The 19,825-nt window shown below is 61.1% G+C and carries 15 protein-coding genes; 4 read left to right on the top strand and 11 right to left on the bottom strand.

The features are described 5' to 3' along the window. Positions 1–261: 261 nt before the first annotated feature. A complete protein-coding gene (locus tag IFR23_RS11090) occupies positions 262–699 on the top strand; it encodes a DUF3291 domain-containing protein (RefSeq protein ID WP_192975962.1) in 438 nt (145 codons plus the stop codon). Positions 700–898: 199 nt separating this feature from the next. Here IFR23_RS11090 and IFR23_RS11085 read toward each other — a convergent pair whose 3' ends face one another. The 4 genes from IFR23_RS11085 to IFR23_RS11070 form a co-directional block, all read right to left on the bottom strand. Next, positions 899–1,792, bottom strand: a complete 894-nt coding sequence (locus IFR23_RS11085; protein WP_192975961.1) for an SDR family oxidoreductase — start codon at positions 1,790–1,792, stop codon at positions 899–901. Between the two features lie 28 nt (positions 1,793–1,820). Next, positions 1,821–3,641, bottom strand: a complete 1,821-nt coding sequence (locus tag IFR23_RS11080) for a glycoside hydrolase family 15 protein (protein ID WP_192975960.1) — start codon at positions 3,639–3,641, stop codon at positions 1,821–1,823. A gap of 5 nt (positions 3,642–3,646) precedes the next feature. Continuing rightward, positions 3,647–4,648, bottom strand: coding sequence for an SDR family oxidoreductase (locus tag IFR23_RS11075; protein WP_192975959.1), 1,002 nt, complete (start codon positions 4,646–4,648; stop codon positions 3,647–3,649). 297 nt (positions 4,649–4,945) lie between these two features. After that, positions 4,946–6,406 carry an MDR family MFS transporter gene (locus tag IFR23_RS11070; RefSeq protein ID WP_192975958.1) on the bottom strand — a complete coding sequence of 487 codons (1,461 nt, stop codon included), beginning with the start codon at positions 6,404–6,406 and terminating at the stop codon, positions 4,946–4,948. 273 nt (positions 6,407–6,679) lie between these two features. Between IFR23_RS11070 and IFR23_RS11065 the strand changes: the two genes are divergently transcribed. Further along, a complete protein-coding gene (locus IFR23_RS11065) occupies positions 6,680–7,069 on the top strand; it encodes a DUF1622 domain-containing protein (RefSeq protein ID WP_136191114.1) in 390 nt (129 codons plus the stop codon). Positions 7,070–7,163: 94 nt separating this feature from the next. Here IFR23_RS11065 and IFR23_RS11060 read toward each other — a convergent pair whose 3' ends face one another. After that, on the bottom strand, positions 7,164–7,580 hold the full coding sequence (locus IFR23_RS11060; RefSeq protein ID WP_136191115.1) for a hypothetical protein: 417 nt from the start codon (positions 7,578–7,580) through the stop codon (positions 7,164–7,166). A 201-nt stretch (positions 7,581–7,781) separates the two neighbouring features. On the opposite strand from IFR23_RS11060, the gene IFR23_RS11055 reads away from it, so the two are divergent. Then, positions 7,782–8,051: a hypothetical protein gene (locus IFR23_RS11055; protein WP_136191116.1), complete on the top strand. Its 270-nt coding sequence runs from the start codon at positions 7,782–7,784 to the stop codon at positions 8,049–8,051. A gap of 411 nt (positions 8,052–8,462) precedes the next feature. After that, on the top strand, positions 8,463–10,520 hold the full coding sequence (locus IFR23_RS11050) for a M13 family metallopeptidase (RefSeq protein ID WP_192976112.1): 2,058 nt from the start codon (positions 8,463–8,465) through the stop codon (positions 10,518–10,520). A 559-nt stretch (positions 10,521–11,079) separates the two neighbouring features. Here the strand turns inward: IFR23_RS11050 and IFR23_RS11045 are convergent. The 6 genes from IFR23_RS11045 to IFR23_RS11025 form a co-directional block, all read right to left on the bottom strand. Next, positions 11,080–14,154 carry a DEAD/DEAH box helicase gene (locus IFR23_RS11045; protein WP_192975957.1) on the bottom strand — a complete coding sequence of 1,025 codons (3,075 nt, stop codon included), beginning with the start codon at positions 14,152–14,154 and terminating at the stop codon, positions 11,080–11,082. A gap of 224 nt (positions 14,155–14,378) precedes the next feature. Then, positions 14,379–16,427, bottom strand: coding sequence for an ATP-binding protein (locus tag IFR23_RS11040; RefSeq protein WP_192975956.1), 2,049 nt, complete (start codon positions 16,425–16,427; stop codon positions 14,379–14,381). Next, positions 16,427–16,906: a hypothetical protein gene (locus IFR23_RS11035; protein ID WP_192975955.1), complete on the bottom strand. Its 480-nt coding sequence runs from the start codon at positions 16,904–16,906 to the stop codon at positions 16,427–16,429. The genes IFR23_RS11040 and IFR23_RS11035 overlap by 1 nt, the downstream gene beginning before the upstream one ends. 1 nt (position 16,907) lies before the next feature. Beyond that, a complete protein-coding gene (locus tag IFR23_RS11030; protein ID WP_192975954.1) occupies positions 16,908–17,819 on the bottom strand; it encodes a hypothetical protein in 912 nt (303 codons plus the stop codon). A gap of 488 nt (positions 17,820–18,307) precedes the next feature. Next, the gene (locus IFR23_RS20195; RefSeq protein ID WP_244655613.1) at positions 18,308–18,601 is read right to left on the bottom strand and encodes a hypothetical protein; all 294 of its coding nucleotides are present in this window, start codon (positions 18,599–18,601) and stop codon (positions 18,308–18,310) included. After that, complete coding sequence (locus IFR23_RS11025; RefSeq protein WP_244655612.1) at positions 18,598–19,620, bottom strand: site-specific integrase; 1,023 nt, start codon at positions 19,618–19,620, stop codon at positions 18,598–18,600. Before IFR23_RS11025 ends, IFR23_RS20195 begins: the two co-directional genes overlap by 4 nt. Positions 19,621–19,825 lie beyond the last annotated feature (205 nt).

Here is a 19,825-nt window from a genome sequence, read left to right as displayed (position 1 = left end):
CTGGTCGGTCAACTGCATCACTAAGCGCACCGCCTCGTTGCGCATCGTCCGCCACGTTCGCTCGCCTGGCGTGTCAGCGCCATGCGCATGAGTCGCCCCGTTCGGCCCGCAAACGACGTAAAGCGTCCACTTGTTGCGCAACAGCCTCAAAGCTCATCCACCCAACGGCCGACGCCTAGCCCCTAAGGACTGCTTCTGACAAATGGCCGTTCATTCAGCTTCTGACTTGAGCGAAATGCGATTTTAGCCGATGCCAGAATGATGACTTATGTCAGCATCACCCGGCTACGCATCCGCTCGCTTCGATTTATGCCGCAATTTCTCGTTCATACGATGTGGACCGGGAGGCAGATAAAGCGGGCGGATGGATTTATCGATGGCTCTCTACTTGCTGATCGTAAACGCACATTCTGGACCGCCAGCCTCTGGCGTGATCAAGCCGCCATGCGGGCATACATCACCAGCGGGGCGCACTTGAAGGCCATGCCCAAGCTGCTCGTCTGGTGCGACGAAGCCAGTATTGTTCATTGGACACAGGCTCATGCTATCGCGCCCGATTGGATGGAGGCGGACCGTCGGATGAGAACGGAAGGAAGGCCATCTAAGGTCCTCAACCCCAGCCCGAACCACCACGATCTTGCCTACGATGCGCCACGAACATCTGGGGCCGTTCCGATTAACCCTGCTAAAGTCGCGTGATCCAGATACGTTTATTCCAAGCTCCCTGCCCGCTTCCCCTCTTCAGACATGCGTTCATAATGATCTTCGATGAAGCAATCAGTTGGCGCAACGATCGGGACGCTGCAGATGACTTAGGCGAGCCCTCCTCTTTGAGGCAAAAGATGCCATATCAGATTGAAGGCCCCGATTAGTATGGACTGACCGGGGCTCTGTACTGTCAGGCGACGCCAGCACCACCAGTGACGCCGTACACCTCGCCGCTGATGTAGCTGCCTTCCTGGCTCGCCAGCAGCACATAGACAGGGGCGATTTCGACAGGCTGACCCGGACGGCCATACTGGCTTTCCGAACCGAACTTCATCACCGCCTCAGGCGGCTGACCGCCGGATGCCTGGAGCGGCGTCCAGAAGGGGCCAGGTGCCACGACGTTGGCGCGGATGCCCTTCTCCAGTAGCTGCTTGGCGAGCGCCTTGGTGTAGGCCACGATCCCAGCCTTGGTCGTGGCGTAGTCGAGCAAGATCGCGGACGGCTCATAGGCCTGCACCGAGGCGGTGGTGATGACGGAGCCGCCTGCCGGCAGGTGCGGCACAGCCGCCTGCGCGATCCAGTGCATAGCATAGAGGTTGGTCTTCATGGTCTTGTCGAAATCCTCCGACGTGACCTTCGAGACGTCCTCACGGTTCTGCTGCCGTCCGGCGTTGATGACGAGGATGTCGAGCCCGCCAAGCTTCTCGACAGCTTGCGCGACGAGTGTCTTACACCACTCCTCGTTGGTGATGTCACCGGCAAGGTCGACGGCGGTGCGCCCCTCTGCCTCGACCAGCTGGATGACCTCGGCCGCGTCGTTCTTCTCGGACTCGAGATACGACAGGGCAACGTCGGCGCCCTCACGTGCGAACGCGATAGCAGCCGCGCGACCGATGCCGCTGTCGGCGCCTGTGATTAGCGCCTTGCGCCCGGCAAGCTTGCCTGAGCCCTTGTAGCTCGTTTCGCCATGGTCGGGCACGGGATCCATCTTCGCCGCTTCACCGGGAACGGGCTGCGGCTGTCGCGGGAAAGGCGGCTGCGGGTACTGCGAGCGAGGATCCTGCATAGTCAGACGGTCGGTCATGCTTATCTCCGTTGCGATAGGATCAGAGTCAGTTGCAGGCCGCTGCCTCGTCGAGGACGGACAGCGCCATGATGTGCGCTAAATGGCTGAGACCTTGAGGAAGGTTGCCGAGAAACGCGCCACTCGCCGGATCGATCATCTCGGCGAGGATGCCGTGTCCGTGAGACAATGCTTCGTTCAGCCTATCGAACCGCTGGCGCGCTTCAGGCCGTTGACCAAGTTCCGCCCGGGCCTCCACCATCCAGAAGGAACAGGCGAGGAAGCACCCTTCTTCCTTGTCCATGCCGGTATAGCGGTAGTGAAAAGCACCGCTGCCGAGCTCACGATCGATCGCATCCATCGTCGCCAGCAGGCGATCATGACCATCAAATCCGAAACGGACAGCAAGCGCCAACGAGGCATCGAGCTTGTCGGTACCCGGGTACATGACGAAGGCCTGCTTCTTCTCCGACCAGCATTCGCCTTCGATCCAGTCCTTGATGCGGTCGCGTTCGCGCGACCAGCGTTCCCGGCAGGTGGTCGGCAGCTGACCCTGGTCCGCCAGTTCCACGGCGCGGGCCAGAGCCTGCCAGCAGCTGACCTTGGACATCGTGTAGTGCTGCGCCTCCTCCAGCTCCCACATACCTGCATCGGGCATACGCCAACGGTCAGCACATTCGTCGGCGAGGTGTGAAAGCAACTCCGCGCTCGCGGGGTCGAGGATGTTGCCGCAGCCAACGAAGCAGGCGGCGGTCTCGAAGATGTCACCATAGACGCCGTGCTGACTTTGGTCGGTAGCCTGATTGCCGGTACGGACCGGGGTCGAACCGCGATACCCTGGCATTGCCCATTCGGACACGCCGGGCACGACCTTGCCGTCGAGGGTATAGACCACGCGCGTGCCCACGCTGCGAAGCTGGTCGAGCAGCCAGCTGAACGCAGCCTTCGCCTCGGCTTCGAGGCCTGCCGTCAGGAACGCCTTGATCGTGTAGCCGGCATCCCTGATCCAGGCGTAGCGATAGTCATAATTCTTTGCTCCGCCGATACCTTCCGGAATCGACGTTGTTGCTGCGGCCGCGATGGCGCCAGACGGCGAGTAGAGTAGCAGCTTCAGCGCCAGTGCACTGCGTAGGAATGCCTCGCGGTCTTCACCGAAGTAGGAGACATGCTCGCACCAGTCTCGCCATTCCCGGTCCGATATGTCGATGCGTGCATCAATCTGTTCAATCGTTGGGGCCACCAGCGGCTCGTCACGACCAGCCACGACTGCGACGGTCTGACGCTCGCCGGCAGCCACCGTCACTTCGCCCGTGATGCCTTCGTCGGCCCAGTCACAATGTACCGTGTCGCTGTGAACGAATAGACCAAGGACGCGCTCGACATGGAAAACCGTGTGGCCCCCAATCTTCGAGTGGTACGGACTGACCGTATCGCCTCGCCGACCAGGCTTCATCGTCAGCCTAAAGCGAACAGTGCCATCCAGCCCATCGACCCGCCGCGCCAGCTCGGCCCATGGCAGACGCCCCGCCGTGCCACTGTTGAGAGACTCGGTCAGTTTTGCTCTCCCACTCGGCGTCGTAAAGATCGTCTCGAGTACATTACTGCCCGGGCGATACTGGCGCTCGACCGTGAAGGGGCGATCGGGCTGTAGCGTAAAGCACCCACCATTCTCGCCATCGAGTAATCGGTCGAACAGTGGAGGCGAGTCCATGTTGGGTACGCACCACCAGTCGATCGATCCATCGGCACCGGACAATGCGACGGATCGGCCATCCCCAAGCGCGCCATATTGCTCAAGCGGCAGATAGCCGTCCTTGCGAACGCCGAGTTCGATACGTTCATGATGCTGCGGCAGCAGCCGCTCCAGCATCCCGGTCAACGAAGCAGACGCGGCAGCGCGCGTGACGCACCGACACCCATCAAAGCACCCGCACCCAGCAGACCACCTACCACGCCTAGCTTTAGCATATCGCGCTGACGGCTCGTAAAGAACTCGCGGCGGCTTCCTTTTACCCGGTCCTTGCCGTCGCCGTCGATCTGCGCCGGTCCTGGAACCGCCTCGTCGAGATTGCCAATGCGATCGGGCATCGGATCGCCCTGCTGCTTGTCGAGCATTCCGGCTGCCTCACGATCGGAGAAGCCTGGTGCGACCGACTGCCCGAGCGCCATCATCAGTGTCGAACGCCCAACCCAGAACTCACGTTGAGGATCGCGCGCTGCGGTCCAAATCGCTTCGGCACAGAGGCGCGGGTCGAAAAGTGGATCGGGAATGATTTGCTCACGTCCCGTGTGGGTGCGTGCCCAGCTCGTCTGCGGCGTGTTGACGCCGGGCAGATACACGACGCTGAGCGTGATCTTTGATTTGTCCGAGATCAGCTCCGAGCGCAGCGAGTCCGTAAACCCGCCCACCGCAGCCTTCGCGCCACAATACGCGGCCTGCAAGGGAGCGGCCCGGATCGCGAGGCCGGACGACACCTGGATGATTGCCCCCTGATCCCGCGTACGCATGTGACGCAGCGCGGCAAGCGTTCCGTAGACCTGCGACAGATAGGTTGTGGCGGTGACGCGGGCATATTCATCCGGCGTAATGTCGTGCGCGCGAGCAACCACCGTCGACATGGCGTTGTTGATCCAGGCGTCGATCGCGCCAAATTCGGCGACCACCTTATCGGCGGCCTCGTCGACGGCTTTCGCATCGGCAACGTCTGCCGGGATCGCCAGGACTCGACCACCATGCTGTTCGAGCATCGCCCAAGCCTCATCAAGACGTGTCGGGTCCCTTGCGATGATTGCAACCTGCCATCCGCTACGTGCAAAGCGATCCGCAGTCGCGAGGCCGATGCCGGCGCTCGCTCCCGTTACTACGACGGTCTTCATAAGGTTGGTCTCGTTCCTAACAAAAAGCTTGCTCGACCGCTAAACGCCCAAGTGGCGAACTGGTCGCCGCCTACTGCTTTGCTCTTCAGTTAAATGCGCGGACGCTGCGGCCTTCGATGGTGAGACCCAACAAGGCCGCGCGACCGTCAAGTCATTAAGCTGATGTAGCCAGCGACCAGTTTTGGATTGAAACTCAATCGGAGTTCGAACGGTTGCCGCGACCCACTGGTGGACATTCCACAGTCCTCCTGGGCTTTCCAACTTCAGACGCTCGTTCAGGTGCAGTTAGGATGCCAACTACTCCGGCGGTCGGGTCCCGAATGTCACGCGGGGAACGAAAACTGAAAGTAACACAGCAAGCAGCGCTATGATCAACACGCCCCAGAAGGTCAGGTGAAGCCCATGAGCTAGGCCGGCGCGGCTTGCCGCTGCACCGACGATGGCCCCTTGGCCGTGCAGCAGCTCCTGTACCTGTTGCAACGACCCCGAATGGTCTCGTGCGAGGCTGGCGTTAAGCACCGTGCCCAGCACTGCGGCTCCAAGAGTGCTGCCGAGATTACGAGCGAAGAGGTTTGATGCTGTAGCAGCACCACGTTCCGTCCACCCGACACTGTCCTGGATGAGTACGATTGCCGCAGTGCTCAGGAAGCCCATACCGAAACCCATGATCAGCGAACCGAGACCTGCCACCAGAGGCGAAGTGGTGGGTGACAGCAATACGAACGGTACAGCGCCTACTGGTAGTAGCGCGGCACCGAAAACAAGGATTCGCCGTAGGCCAAACCGGCCAAAGTTACGGGCACCAAGCGTCGCCGCAATCGGCCAGCCCAGTACCATCGCGGTCAACATAAAGCCTGCTTCGAGCGGCGACCGGCCCATGACGGCCTGCACGTACATCGGCAAAAAGGTAGTCAGCCCGATCACCGCCATGCCGCTGAACAGCGTTGCGGCATTGGTGGTGGCAATCGCGCGACGCGTCCACAACGCGAAAGCAACCATTGGATCACGAGCACGCCGCTCCTGGACTACGAACAACGCGGCCGCGACAAGGCATACTGCCGCAGCTAGCACCGCGAAGCGCCCGTCCGAAGCCCCGGCCTCTGTCAGCGCGACCATCAGCGACGCGATCGCGACCGTGAACAGGCCCGCCCCTGCTACGTCGACGCTACGCTCGTGCGTCGTGACCGTCTCGCGCAGAAACAGCAAGAAGCCGGCGGCTGCGGCCAATCCGATCGGCACATTGATCCAGAAGATCCACGCCCAACTGACATGCTGGATGATCAACCCGCCCGCAAGCGGACCGATCACTGATGACACGCCCCAGACGCTTGCCAGCCAGCCTTGCACCTTGCCACGTTCGTGCGCCGCATAAAGATCACCGATGACAGTGATGGAGACAGGCTGGATCGCACCAGCACCCAGCCCCTGGATTAAACGGAACGCGATGAGTGCCGGCATCGACCAGGCGAACCCACACAAAATTGATCCAAGGAGGAAAATGCTGATGCCAACCAGCAGCACCGACCGCCGCCCATATAGATCCGCCAGCTTGCCGAACACCACCGTAGTAGCGGTCTGCGCAAGCAGGAATGAAGAGAAGACCCAGGCATAGTATTGAAGCTGACCAAGCTGACCTGCGATTTGGGGCATTGCCGTCGATACAATCGTTGCCTCGATCGCAATCATGAACGAAGCCAGCATTACCGCCGCGAGAATGAGCGGCCGACGGACCGTCTGTGGTGCTAACGATGCGTTCATGACCAAGCTCCGCAACCAACGCGGCTGTCAGGATTTTGCGAACCTCGAGTAACAGCACGCCTAGCTTCGGACCGACGTGGCCCGCTTGCTGAGCAGGTAGTGTTGGCAGCAGGCATATCACGGTGTCCAAATTGTGCGGCGCAGCAACGCGTCGATGGGCCCGATCTATCCACGCCGTATTCGTTAAAGCAGGCGCGGCGCTTCCAACCAGTCGGACTGCCAACCTGCCCTCTGGTAGTTTGTGCCTTTGTAGCCGCTCAGGCATGAAGCACCATGATCAGGAACGAAGCCCAGTGGATCCACTTAGCAACGAGTGCCGTCGAAATCGTCGGTACAGCCATTATCGTTGTAGGGGCATTCGGAACGCTGGCCGCGTTCTTGCTCGGTCTCGCTCGGGGCAAAACCAGCCGAGCAGTGCTAGTCGCCGACTTTCGGTCGGGTCTTGGCCGATCAATCCTTCTTGGCCTCGAGTTCCTGGTCGCGGCCGACATCATCAACACGGTAGCGGTCGAGCCGACAATCGAAAGTCTGCTCGTTCTTGCTGGCATTGTTCTTATCAGGACGTTCCTGAGCTTTTCGCTCGAGGTCGAGATTGACGGGCGCTGGCCGTGGCAGAAACAACAATCCAACGAAAGGGCTCAACGAGGGGCGGATCAGCAATAGTAACGCGGACCGCCGCCCCTTAGTTAGGACAACCTAGTTCTCGACGTTCAAGCCGCTCCACCTGCGTTCCCTTTCCTGACGCTTGTTCATCGGGCTAGGCAGGATCGTTATCTAGCGTAGCGACTCCCATCATCGGATGCATTACGAAGGTCCAGCCGTCGCCGCCGACAATCATTAGGCGTAACGATTGTCGATCTGCGGTGCCAAGCAGTGACGCCGCTCCTGACAAAGCAGGCAATGTGACTGTCCTGCCATCCTGAAGAATGCCGGTTGCCCAGCCGCGCCGTCCGCTGCGGATCTCGCTGGCCAAGCGTTCCAACGCCGTCTCGAGCGCAGTGCGCGCACGTTTTCCTGTAACCCATGCATAACCGCCCGCCCCCAATTCCGGCGTAGTTACTAACGGTTGGCTCGAAACTGGAGATGGCTGTTTGAAGACCCGCCGGGATGTTTCTTTTGGGGTATCAAGCGGACGGACACCCTCCATACTCATCATGCGCGCAAACTCATCCATCGCTGTTTCCTTAGTGGTGCCGCTCGGAGCGCATGGGCTTAGCCACTGGTTCCAGCCAGTTGAGGGGATCGCTTAGGCAAGGCATTGCTGGCCGCTGGCCGCTGGCCGCTGGCCGCTGGCCCGTTATACCCCACCAAGTGGATCGGCGTTGAGTTCTAACCGCCGTCGTGTATCCGTACCGCACCACAAAAAGGGTTGATCATGAAGAAAGTTTTCGCTGTCGCCGTCGTCACCGGCTTGCTCTCGCTCGCCGCCTGCAACACCAGCCCGCGCGAGCAGGCGGCCGATAAGATCGAGTCGAACACAGAAGCCGTCGCCGATAACCTCGAAGACGCGGCCGATGCCACGGGCAACGAAGCAGCTGAAGCAAGCCTGGAGAACAAGGCCGACGCAGTACGCGCGACAGGCCAGAATCAGGCTGAAGACATGCGCACCAACGATCCGGATACCAATCTTTCGAATGGCATCTAACAGACTAAGCGCTTAGAGTTGCAGGCAGGTTGCTCCCAAGCGGCTTGCAAAATTAGGGCATTCGAGGCGACTCGGATGCCCTTCTTACATCTTGCAATAAGCGCCAAGGCTGTTGGTAGCTGTAGCCATCCGATGCACCATGAACGATCCAAGCGGGAGGTGTACGACTTGAGAAAGGTTCCCAGGCTTTCGGCGAACTAGCGAATATGAATGGCCCGCGGCATGGAAGGCCATAGCTGGCATTCGCGCGCCCCTCTCCGCTTTCGAGACCTACGCATCCATTGAATATCCAAACGAGCTCGGCAGCATCTTGATGTGGGCCACTTGTTGAATGTTTTCCGCTGGCGCGAAGCCCTCATAAAGGTAAGGTGCAATGTCCTTGATCGGAGAAGATGGTTGGTTTTGAAGCATATGCCGCTTGTTGCCCTCCTCGGCGTCGTCGCGATCGGGAGCGCAGTTACAGGACAGACTCCGCAGTCAAGAGCACTAGCGCCGGCGGATAGCACCGCGGCGACCAGCTATGGCAGTTGGGGCTTCGACGTCACCGGGATGGATCGTAGCGTGAAGCCCGGCGACGACTGGTTCCGCTTCGTCAACGGCGCATGGGCGGATCGAACCCAGATCCCACCGGATCGCTCGTCCTACGGTGCATTTGCGGTTTTACGCGACATCTCCGAGCAGCGGCTGCGCAGCCTCATCGGCCGCTACAGTCCCTCCGATATCGAGCATCCCGACCGGATGAAGGCAGCGATCCTCTACGCCGGGTTTATGGACACCGCGACGGCGGAGAAGCTCGACGCCGCACCGCTGGTCCAGCGACTGGCGCTGCTGAAGGCTGCAACGTCTAAGGACGACATCGCACAATTCATGGGACGCTCGCTCGGCGGCTTCGGCGCGAGCTTCTTCGCGCCGGGCGTCAACGACGACGCCAAGCAGCCAGACGTATACGCGCTCTATTTGCGCCAGTCCGGTCTGGGCCTCGGAGATCGCGAACTTTATCTCGACCCCAAATTCGCCCCACAGGTCGCGCGGTATCGCCAATATGTGACGCAGATGCTGACGCTCGCGGGATGGCCGGACGCCGAGACCGCGGCGGGGAACGTCGTGGCGATGGAGACCAAGCTCGCCCAGGCGCACTGGACGCGCGCAGAGAGCCGCGACCGCGACAAGACCTACAACCCGACGACGCCCGCGCAGTTGGCAAGCCAGGCACCCGGTTTTCCCTGGGCGACCTTCTTCAAGGCCGCTGGTGTCGACGCCGCCAACCGCGCGATCGTGGCGCAGAACACCGCCTTCCCCGGCATCGCCAAGGTGTTCGCCGATAGCGACCTCGCAACGTTGAAGGCGTGGGAGGCATTCCGCATCACGGACGACATCGCGCCACTCCTGTCGAAGCGCTTCGTCGACGCGCAGTTCGAGTTTCGCTCGAAGTTCCTGAACGGCCAACCACAGCAGCGCGAGCGCTGGAAGCGTGCGGTGGCGTTCGCCGAGAACGGCGTCGGTGAGGGGATCGGCCGAGACTATGTCGCGCTCTACTTCCCGCCCGCGTCCAAGGCGAAGATGGACCAGCTCGTCGGCAATTTGCGCGTGGCGCTGGCCGGACGCATCCGCAATCTGAGTTGGATGGGCGCCGCCACGAAGGAGCAGGCGCTCGACAAGCTCAAGGGCTTCAACGTCAAGATCGGCTACCCGGACAAGTGGCGCGACTATGCCGCGCTCCAGATCAAGCCAGGCGACCTCGTCGGCAACGCAGAGGCCGCGCAACGCTTCGAATGGAATTACCGGCGGGCGCGGATCGGTATACCGGTCGACAAGGCCGAGTGGGGAATGACCCCACAGACGGTCAACGCCTACTACAACTCGGTCAAGAACGAGATCGTGTTCCCCGCAGCCATCCTGCAGCCGCCCTTCTTCGACCCGAAGGCGGACGATGCCGTGAACTATGGCGGCATCGGCGGCGTGATCGGCCATGAGATCAGCCACGGCTTCGACGACCAGGGCCGAAAGTCGGATGGCCGCGGTATCCTGCGCGACTGGTGGACGGCGGAGGACGCGACCAAGTTCGAGGCGCAAGCGGCACGGCTTGGCGAACAATACGAGGCGTACAGCTTCGACGGGCTTCCCGGCATTCACATCAATGGCCGCGCTTCGATGGGCGAGAACATCGGCGACCTGGGCGGGGTGCTGATCTCGCTCGACGCGTATCATACCTCGCTTGGCGGCAAGACTGCCCCCGTGATCGGCGGCTTCACCGGCGACCAGCGCTTCTTCCTGGGTTGGGGACAGGTTTGGCGGACGCTGTTCCGCAACGAGGCACTCCGACAGCAGTTGGTCAGCGACCCGCACTCGCCGGGCCAGATCCGTGCGGTGAACCCGCTACGCAACGTGGATGCTTGGTACGCCGCATGGAAGATTGATCCTAGCCAGAAGCAGTATCTGGTGCCGGCCGACCGCGTACGAATATGGTAACATTGCCTTCCGCCAGATAACTACGGCGGGCGACAAATGGGCAGCTCAGTATTCGAAGTTACTTGCTGCACCTATTCATCCGCCAGCGCTACTTATCCGCGCGGAGACCCACTTGCGGTCATTCGCGGCTTCTTTCTGGCTCCCCAATTTTTGCCATCCATTCAGTATTGCAGCAGAGAAAGTGCTGAGCCTCGGCCCTGCCCGCTGCCTCGCCAGCTTTCAAAAGGATGAAGAGGCGGCAAAGCTTTTACCGGCCCATTAACTGGCTGTCGGCTGCATAAGCTCTATCGTGATATGATCGGGGCCTGAAACGTAGGCCACCAACGTTCAGCGCGGCGTTCCGGAACTCAACGCTCATGCCTGAGCTGACAACCTGCGGTCGGCGGGGAGCCACGCCTTCCCACGACCCGCGTTGCGCTCGATGCCATTCCAGGCGAAGTAGAGCGGTTGGGTGCCGGCGATTATCAACGATGTGGTGATTCCGTCGACGCTGGGCGCACATTCGTATCAGCCGCTGAGACAACCACCCGCGCCGATACAGCCGCCTCAGCGCAGCACGCTAGGGAGCGCAGAAGATCCGAAGCTGGACACCCACCGACTGGCACGCCGAGTAGGTGGCCATGACAAGATGGTGGAACTGCAGCACGTGCGGCTCGGGCTGCGGCTTCGCAAACTCCCTCCTTAGCTTCGCGTAGGAGAGCATCCCGCCCGAGCATACCAGCCAGATGGAGCGTTCGGTTGTGGGGGCGGAGCGAATCTCTTGGAAGGTCCTTCGGAACGCCCTTGATCCCCGACCGTGCCGCCTGCGCGATACCGTCTGGGTGACCGTCTTTCCCTTGTAGCTGAGACGCCACAGCCCGTCGAAGCGGGTCGCCGTGCCTGGCAGCGGCTCCCCGTCTGACTTCATGTAGGCCAAGTTCTTCACGCCCTGCGCGCACACGTCATAGAACGCGGAGGCAGAAACGCCTGGAGCGCCCGTCTTCCACTTCGCGACGACCAGCGTGGCGCGCGTAGTTCCGGAACGTCCGTCCATGCCGATAAAGTCGCCGACTTCGTCCTGCAGGTCGTCGCAGACGAGATCGGGGAAGGGTTCGCCCATTACGTGCGGCCCCTGATCAGGCCGAAGGGCTTGGTCGATGAAGGCGAACAGAGAGCTGGTCGCCCAGCCCTGCTGCATGCCCGGCGTGAGAACTCCCTTCTCCGACGTAATTGCCTCCAACCCTGGGATAGGCGTGAGCAGGTCGAGCACCAGGCTGCCCGGCCCCTTGGCCCTCGCGAGGTCGAAATCAACTTTGTAGAAGCTCCCGTTGACGTAGATGTGATCGAGACCGGCGGTGATGATCCTGAACGGCTGCGACTGGTTTATCCGGCGCGCCAGCGAAATGCGCGGGTTCTCCTTCGACTTGATGCTGCTCAGTCCGGGAGAAGTCAGCCAATACTTGCGCTTGCGCGTGTTCCAATCGACCCATACCCGATGGTCGACCCCGTCGACCCGCAGAACGAACGTGTAGCGGCCAGGAGCCGCGGCGTCCGGCTCGGGCACGACAGCCACGCAGAGGTCCTCGGCCTCGAACGTCGACGTCGCCCCTCCCTTTTCGAATCCGCCGCTGACCTCCAGCATATCGATGAGGATGTTGACCGGGGTCGTGTCGGCGGGCGCGTCAGCGGGAACGGCGAACCGACTGAAGATCGTGGCGGTGGCGGCGGCCGAGTCCAGCTCGACGTTCACGTCCGCGCACCAACTCGCAAACTCGTCGGCCGTGAGTTGGGTGCCCCGCCCGTCACGAACGCGAGAACGAGAGAAGCCGACCGATCGCCTCGTACGGCTCCCGTTGGCCTGCGCAACCAAGCCGGTCGCCCGCGTAACGACGTTCATGTGCTCGCCCACGAAGACGCCTGCGCGATCCAGTGACCGGGCCGACAGGCTGCGGGACCGTAGTGCCAGCGGGCCCAGATCGGTGTTCTTTACGTTCATGAAGGAGACCTGATTGTCCGCACCCTCGGGAAGCAGGGCGCCAAGGCGTTTCGGACCGGCTCGCGAGCCGACGCCTTCGGTATCGTCGATCCAGAGTCCCGCGCTGTCGTAAAAGAAGAGCCTGTCGCCGCACCTGGTATAGATCGTCGCCTCTAGGCTCGGAGCCTGGAAGAGGTAGCCTGCAAGGAACGGGGAAGGCGTCAGCCGCAGCGAAATGTGGTAACGGCAACTCCCGTCGGCAGTCTGACCCACCACGGCCTCATAACGATCCTCTTGCTCGAGCAGCGTGGTGACGTCTTCCTGAAACACGTCCATGCTCATCGCCGGTCCTACCGTGAACGCGACGGCCGCACTTGGGAAGCGAAGGTCAGAGAGCAGCCCCTCGTCCTCCAGGTCGATGCGCCTGCGGAACTTTCCCGCGACGTAGTCGAGCGTCGGCAGCGCCGCGATGAGGTCGTCCAGAATCTTCGCGTCATTGCGAAGGAACGGCTTGCCGCCGTTCTCACGCGAGGCCTGATCGAACGCGAGGAAGCTACGCCAGTCCGACGCGACAGCATGGTCGACAGGCGCTAGAACGTACGCTCCGCTCGCAGCTTGGCCGAGGGGCCCCGGGTGGCGGATCAGCCGCCCGACCTGCTGAACGAGCATGCGCGTGTTCGAGAAGGGCTCGTACAGGGCGAGCATTGCGCACGCCGGATCATCTATCCCTTCGATGAGCATGAACTGGTGAACTAGGAAGCGCTCCGTACGCGCTGCGAGGTCCGCTGGCACCGTGTTAGCCAAGCCCTCGGCCGCCCGCGGGCGAAAGTTGTTGTGGATGGCGAGCACGCCGTCGCCACGCCCGGCGAGGGCGTGCCTGAGCGACTGCGCCATCTCGGAGACGCTCTCCTCGCTTGCACAGCGCACGATCACCTTAGCCCCGGGATCCAGCCTTCCAGCGGCGCGCAGAGCATCCGCCCGCGCCACCAGCTCGGTCGCGAAGGCTCCGGGGTCTACCGGCAGCTGATCCTCCACGACCTCCACGTCCCGGATGAGCCGACGCTCCACCGCCTCGGAGAAGGACAGGAAGTGGATGTGGGCGTCGTCCACCTCGAAGACCTTGAGGTCGCCACGGAACGGCGTGGCGCTGAACAGGACCGTCGGGATCCCAAAGCCCCGGATCACCCGCGCCCACGACGGCGCCGGCTCGCGGTGCCCCTCGTCAAACAGGATTGCTCCGACGCGCCCGTGCAACCGATCGATCTTTCCGTCGGCATCGATCTGCTGGATCGCCTGCACGGTCGCGACCAGGATCACACGCTCAATCCCAAGGGCGTCAAGCCGTGCGGCGAGCGTGTCCACCTCGCTCGGGAGGACGTGCCAGACGTAGTCGGGGCGCCACTCGGCAGCTGCTCCGATCCTCTCCCAGAACCTTTCGCGGAACTGCGTGCCCAGCTGATCGACCAGCGCGGCCGAGGGACAAACGACGAGGACCGGCCGCTCAGTGCAACGCCGGCTGGCGACGACGGCCATAACACCCGTCTTCCCGGTTCCGGTCGGCATTTGGACCAGGCAGCCCCTCTCGCTGCGAGCGGCGAAGTATTTCTCTACATCACTCGCGGCGGCCAGCTGATGCGGCCAGAGGGCGAGGTTTTCCAGCGCCCGCGCGTCGTCTTCCAATCCCCAACCCCCTTCACCGCACTACCTGATCAAAGAAAGCTAAAGCCTATTAAGGATCAGGCACAAGGGGCCGGGCCCGGGCTCGACCAATCTCATCCGACGGCACGCGGCAGGCAGCGGTGAATGTCGGTACTGTCAAACGAACCAGGATTTGGTTCGTTGGCTCTGATTGGAGTCGAGTAAAGAACCTCATGCTCGCGCCGGTTGAGCCGCGGGGTGGTACGTCAATTCATCGTCGCTTCCGCGTCGAGGCGGCGAATGATCGGACCGTCGAAGGTTAGGAGCTGGCACGGCAATTCGGCCACGAATTGCTTCACGTTCGCCAGCTGCTCGCTGGTCGCGATAAGGATCTGCGATCCCTTTTCGGCAAGCAATGCTGCCGTTCTAAGGAGACCATTGACGCTTGCCTCTGCAGCTTCCTGCTGACGCGGTTCGTCAAGGACGAGGATTCCGGGATGATGAGTTATCGTTTGCAGGCCGACATCAAGAAAACCAAGCTGGTACGCCCATTTCAGCCGGATTGCGTCGCTGGCTGACAACTCAAAACCGATCTCGAAACCCTCCTTTTGCGGCCGATACGTGTCTTCTGAGATCTCGAGTTCCTTGGGCGCGAAGGTCTTAAACCCGTAACGGCCAAGCTGCTCGCGGATCGAGCGTTCGAATAAACGTAGTTTGTCCCGGTCCGCATCGCTTAAGCGATCGCGGGGTAATTCTGCTTGGGCGGCAAGGAGCCCACCATATATCTCGGCCTGACCAATGAGCTGAGACACTAGACCATCGAAATGGTCTCGCACCGTAGACAACCGCTGTATTCTGGCATCCAGCCGGAGGCGCTCCTCGATCACCGAGGCCGAAGCTGCATGTGCTGGCGCGATGAGATCCGATTTTAGCGCACGCAGGCGGGCGGACTTTTGACGTACGTCATCACCGGTGCTCAGGAGGTCAAGGTCTAGTTCCTTGATGACAACGTCCGATCGGCCCACCAGGCGCTTGAAGATTGCGCGCTGCGCCGACAAAAACTCGATGTTGTCGTCGAGCGACATGAGCGGTTCGATCGTTCCCTGTGGCAGTAGCGCGTCCATGAGCGGCTGTTCGCACGTCGGGCAATGATGAGGCGAAAGATCGACACTCGCCTTCGAACCATAATTCTGGAGCTTCAGGGCGTCCTGGTTCTTTTTGAGATCCTCGTCGATCTGCGCGATCCGCGTCATTGTGGATTGGCGCTGGACGAGTTCGGCCTGACGCCCGCGAAATATATCATTCCGCTCGCGGTTGATTTCTTGGATTTCAAGCGTCACCCGGTCCACCTCGGCGGCCGCTTCGACAGCTACACCTTCGGCGTTGGGGATGGCGACGGTGTCAAACGTTTCAAGGCGTTCTTGAAGCTCGGCTAGTAACGCGTCGAGGTTGCGCCATTCATCCCCGTGCCCCGCCTGGAGATACGCACCTTGAATCTCCGCCTGCATGGTAGTCGGCGCCTGCGATAGTTGTTGCACCCGCAGGCCTTGAGCCCCGGTAAGCGAGCGAATCTCGTCGATAGTCGCCGACCAGCGAGTCCGCGCGATGCCCAACTGAAGTTCGAGCTCTTGCCTCCGTAGTTCTAATGCGTGTGTCTCAAGCGCGAGCAAAAACTCGACACTGCGCTTCGCTACATCTCGAATCCGAAAATGCGTCGGGATAGCCGCCGGGATCGAGCTCCACCCAGACTTCTGCTCGACGTAGAAAAGCGGAAAGATGGTCTCGAGATACAGCATGGTATCGCCGCCATCGTAACGTTTCACCGTAGGCAGCGTCCATCCCATGAACTGCGCAAGCATGCGATGGAAGCCGGCATCGCGCTTGGCAGCACCGGGATCATGGACGAAATAGTCGCGAGCTTCGTGCTGACTGTATGGCTCTGTCAGCGCCGGCCCTTCCACCACCGTGATGAGCCGCCTGTCGGTGTCCGCAACGACGTTGCGGCGGACCGTGATCCGCTGTCCCTCGCCATTTTCGAGTTCGACGGCAACGAACGATTCGGTCACGTTGTATGTGATGCCAGAGTCTGGATCCTCGATGTACTGCCGCATGGCAAATGGCAGCGGAGTTTCGCGTTTCGCGCTAAGCATCTGCTCAAGCCCTAGCGCGTAGATTAGCGCTTGAAGGCAGGTCGATTTGCCTGACGTATTAGGCGCGTGCAAGACCGTTAAAGCGCCATCGAAGCCGATGTCGGCACCGAACAGGCCACCCGTAGTTTGTACCCGCAGCCGGAGGTGCCGGACCCGCAGCGCCATCAGAACTGCTCCATCTTCATGATTTGTTCTATCACCTTCTCCGTAGCACGCGGACCCACCTCCGCCAGAAAAGTTTTCTCCTCGTCCAAAATCGGCATTGCGACGAGGTCGCGGTAGACCGCTCTGCCCGCATCGGTGAGTACGGCAGCTTTCCCGTCGCGCATAACAGCCACCCCTTCCGCGATCGCAAAAGCCATTGCGCGGTTGACCCAAGGTTCGACTCGCACCGAAAGGGCCTGTGGTCCAATCGTCCGCTTCAGCACTGCACGGGTTTGCTCGCGGGTTGCCTTGACGCGGGCAAGATGGGCCAGAAAATGTATTTTCTGGATACTGGCGCGCTGCCCGCGAGAGGCGCCGAGTACCAAGATTAACAGCGCGACACCCCATCCCAATCGAAGATCACCAGGCAACGGCTGCGGTCGCGCGGAGACGGTGAAGCCACCGCGCAGAAGCCCGCGCAATGTACGTGCTTCGGTCATCTCAATGAAAATCCAACGGACATAGCATTAGCCACTCGCTGATCGTTCCCATCGCGAGCTGCTCAACAGTTTCCGGGTCGAGCGTCGGCAAGCGCTCGCGCAGTCCGGCGATAAAAAGCTCGATCTCGGCCTCGAGAGTTTCTCCCGGAGTCTGGCCCGATCGGCTGCCGACCATCCGCAGGCGCCGCAGTCGCTGGTTGGTTAACGCGACGATCGTCTCGTACGGCTCAGGCGCAAGCACGCGCAAATCGTCGAGTGCGTTCTGCGTTGTTATATACTCCCGCATCGCCAAGTCGGCCGCATCCTCCAGCGGTTCGTCTGGACGCAGCCGTTTTTTCAGCTTGCGCCGGAGATTAGCAATAAGGTCGGACGAGCCGGCTTGTAGCGCCACCACGTCTGCATCCGAAGCAGCACGGGCCATCGCCTTGATCTTCGCTCGTTGCTGAGCCCGACGCGCATACGATTCTTCGTCGAAGTCGTCACGATCATGAATCAAAATTTCGAAATTTGGGTCGATGTGAGCGGACCCCAACGCTCGTACCTCCGCCTGCTTCCGGATGGCATGCCGATTGACATCCTGACTGTCGTGCAGCGGTGCTACCAAGATCCATCTCTTGATCGGGTGCTCCTTGAACAGAGTCGCGGCACCTTTCGCAGGGTTAATAAGCTTGTTGATGTCGGTAGTTATCTTGTCGCGCTGCTTCTCGGCGCGTGACGCTACCGTGCAAGGCTCCTCAACGGCGTAGCATTGGTAGACCGCCCGTTCGGACAGGCAGTATGCGTCGATACCGCAATCACCTTTGTGGCGGGCCGGGACCTTCTGGACGTTGGTCGGGCCATGACGATCATGCAACAATCGAAGAACATGAACTTCCCAATCGTCACCGTTCCACATTTCGAAGACGGTCGGCATTCCGTACCCTTCTCAACCCATTGCACGGGCGTTGGAGGGAGAGTGACCTGCTAGACCACTAAAAGCTAGCCGCAACTTTGTGACGTCCTACGGCCAGTAAGGCCTTCGACCTGATTCCTGGATTCACGAGAAATATTTTCCGCGCGCGATCAGCGATCGTGCGTAGTCCGATTGGGAGATTGGCCCCCCTGCCCCATCAAATGAACGAACGTCCGCTTACGATGATCGTCATCCGAAAGCGGCCGGGCCGCTTTCCACCATGTTTTGCCGAAATGCGGACCGTCCGCATTTATAACCTCTGCGCCATCACGCGAGCTTACGTCGCTGTGACCCGCTTTGCACAAGAGGCTGCATCAGCCGGCTAAGTAGGAAAACGCTCGTACGAGCGCGGATGATCGCCGCAAGGTCGCTCATCCGGGGACGCCCCCGCAAGGGGTGCTCGCGCGCCGGTGAACGGCTCGCGCCCGGGTGTGGAGACCGGTACCCGGTCAGCTTTGGTCGTCGTCTTCGAACTGAACCGGCTGCGGCTTACGCCGAGCGCTGGGCTTGGCGCGCCGTACGTTGACGGAGGCCGCGCTGATCATGTTCTTGATGTGCGCGGCATAGTGTTTCTGGATCATCTCGACGCTGGTGCGGCAATTACGGGCGACGGCATACACGTCCGCCCCCTCCATCAGGCGGAGACAAACATAGGTATGGCGAAGCGAATAAGCGGTGCGCGCCTTACTATCGCGATCGAACTTGAGATCGGCCTTGTCGAGAATGCCGTTGAAGAGCTTCACGTGATTGCCGGGGAACACCTTGTCGTTTGGCTTGGGCAGTTCGGCCAGGGGCGTCTCCGGCGCTTCTGTGACCCCCTCCAGCTCGCGGCGCCTACGCTGTCGGCGTGTTTCGCCCTGAACCGGCTTGGGACGTCCAAGTAGACGTTCATAGGGGCGAACCGCGTTCGGCATGCTCTTGCAGAAGCCGACGCCGCGCTTGCCGCGAACTTCAATCTCGAGAATGCGCTGTCCGGTCCGTCGTCGATCACGATCTCGACATCGCGGTGCTCGAGATTGGAAGCTTTGTCCGGACGCAGCCCGGTGTTGGCCATGAAGAGCACATAGTCGTGCACCTGTTCGGCGTTCCAGCGATAGTGTTCGTGGAACGGCTCCTTCGCATACGCGCCCGTCGCCTTGTACAGCTGCTTGTACTCGGCAGGACTGAACCACGGCCGATGCTCGACCTTACTGGAGGCGCGGTACGGACTGGATATGTCGGGTACGTGCGAAAGCCAGCCGTGACGGACCGCGGTATGCAACACCTGTCGCAGCGTCACGATCTCGTTGTGGATGGTCTTCCAGGCCGGCGTCTTATCGGTCACCGGCCGGTTGCTGAGCGAGTGAGGGTTAGCCACGCCGCGCGACGACATGCGATGCACGCGGTATTCCTGCACCCTGCCCGCGGTAATCTCCGACAGGCCCATCTCGCCAAAGAACGGCAGCAGATGAATCCGCAGGCGGATGGCATGCCCCTGGGTCCAGCGGACGCTGCGCTGCCCTTCGGTGATCACCTCATACTCGCGGGTAAACTGTGAGGCCGCTTCTTTGAAGGTCTTCTCGCTTTTCAGCACGCCGGCATGAAGCTTGCCGCGCAGGCCGAGATACCAGTCCTCCGCGACCTGCTTGGCGAGCGACAGACTATCCGTCCTGGTGCTCGATCGGCGCTGCTTGTTGCCGACAGAGGCGGAGCAATGCCAGCTTCCGCCCTCCGCGCGCCTGTAGATCTGGACTTTTCCGCCAAGGATTTCGTGCCGCTGCATGACGACGCTACCGGTACAAAGTGGACCAATGGGCGCAGTTTTTTACAATTGCCGGCAAAAGTCAAATTTGTGCTAGCGGCGTGCTAACGCAAAAAACCCCCTGCTTGCGTAGGGGGCGGTCGGTATGTCGCTGTTTTGTTTGTGATTTTGGTTGCGGGGACAGGATTTGAACCTGTGACCTTCAGGTTATGAGCCTGACGAGCTA

Origin of the sequence: Sphingomonas sp. CFBP 13603, assembly GCF_014892665.1 — a bacterium.
Lineage (GTDB): Bacteria > Pseudomonadota > Alphaproteobacteria > Sphingomonadales > Sphingomonadaceae > Sphingomonas.
The sequence above is the reverse complement of the archived record's forward strand: the minus strand, read 5'-3'. Positions and strand labels throughout refer to the sequence as shown.

Bases quoted from the DNA above. Each gene is read 5' to 3' on its own strand.
- IFR23_RS11060 (WP_136191115.1), bottom strand. From the start codon at position 7,580: ATGGATGAGTTTGCGCGCATGATGAGTATGGAGGGTGTCCGTCCGCTT.
- IFR23_RS11070 (WP_192975958.1), bottom strand. From the start codon at position 6,406: ATGAACGCATCGTTAGCACCACAGACGGTCCGTCGGCCGCTCATTCTC.
- IFR23_RS11075 (WP_192975959.1), bottom strand. From the start codon at position 4,648: ATGAAGACCGTCGTAGTAACGGGAGCGAGCGCCGGCATCGGCCTCGCG.
- IFR23_RS11050 (WP_192976112.1), top strand. From the start codon at position 8,463: ATGCCGCTTGTTGCCCTCCTCGGCGTCGTCGCGATCGGGAGCGCAGTT.
- IFR23_RS11085 (WP_192975961.1), bottom strand. From the start codon at position 1,792: ATGACCGACCGTCTGACTATGCAGGATCCTCGCTCGCAGTACCCGCAG.
- IFR23_RS11035 (WP_192975955.1), bottom strand. From the start codon at position 16,906: ATGACCGAAGCACGTACATTGCGCGGGCTTCTGCGCGGTGGCTTCACC.
- IFR23_RS11040 (WP_192975956.1), bottom strand. From the start codon at position 16,427: ATGGCGCTGCGGGTCCGGCACCTCCGGCTGCGGGTACAAACTACGGGT.
- IFR23_RS11080 (WP_192975960.1), bottom strand. From the start codon at position 3,641: ATGCTGGAGCGGCTGCTGCCGCAGCATCATGAACGTATCGAACTCGGC.
- IFR23_RS11090 (WP_192975962.1), top strand. From the start codon at position 262: ATGACTTATGTCAGCATCACCCGGCTACGCATCCGCTCGCTTCGATTT.
- IFR23_RS11065 (WP_136191114.1), top strand. From the start codon at position 6,680: ATGATCAGGAACGAAGCCCAGTGGATCCACTTAGCAACGAGTGCCGTC.
- IFR23_RS11055 (WP_136191116.1), top strand. From the start codon at position 7,782: ATGAAGAAAGTTTTCGCTGTCGCCGTCGTCACCGGCTTGCTCTCGCTC.
- IFR23_RS11025 (WP_244655612.1), bottom strand. From the start codon at position 19,620: ATGCAGCGGCACGAAATCCTTGGCGGAAAAGTCCAGATCTACAGGCGC.
- IFR23_RS11030 (WP_192975954.1), bottom strand. From the start codon at position 17,819: ATGCCGACCGTCTTCGAAATGTGGAACGGTGACGATTGGGAAGTTCAT.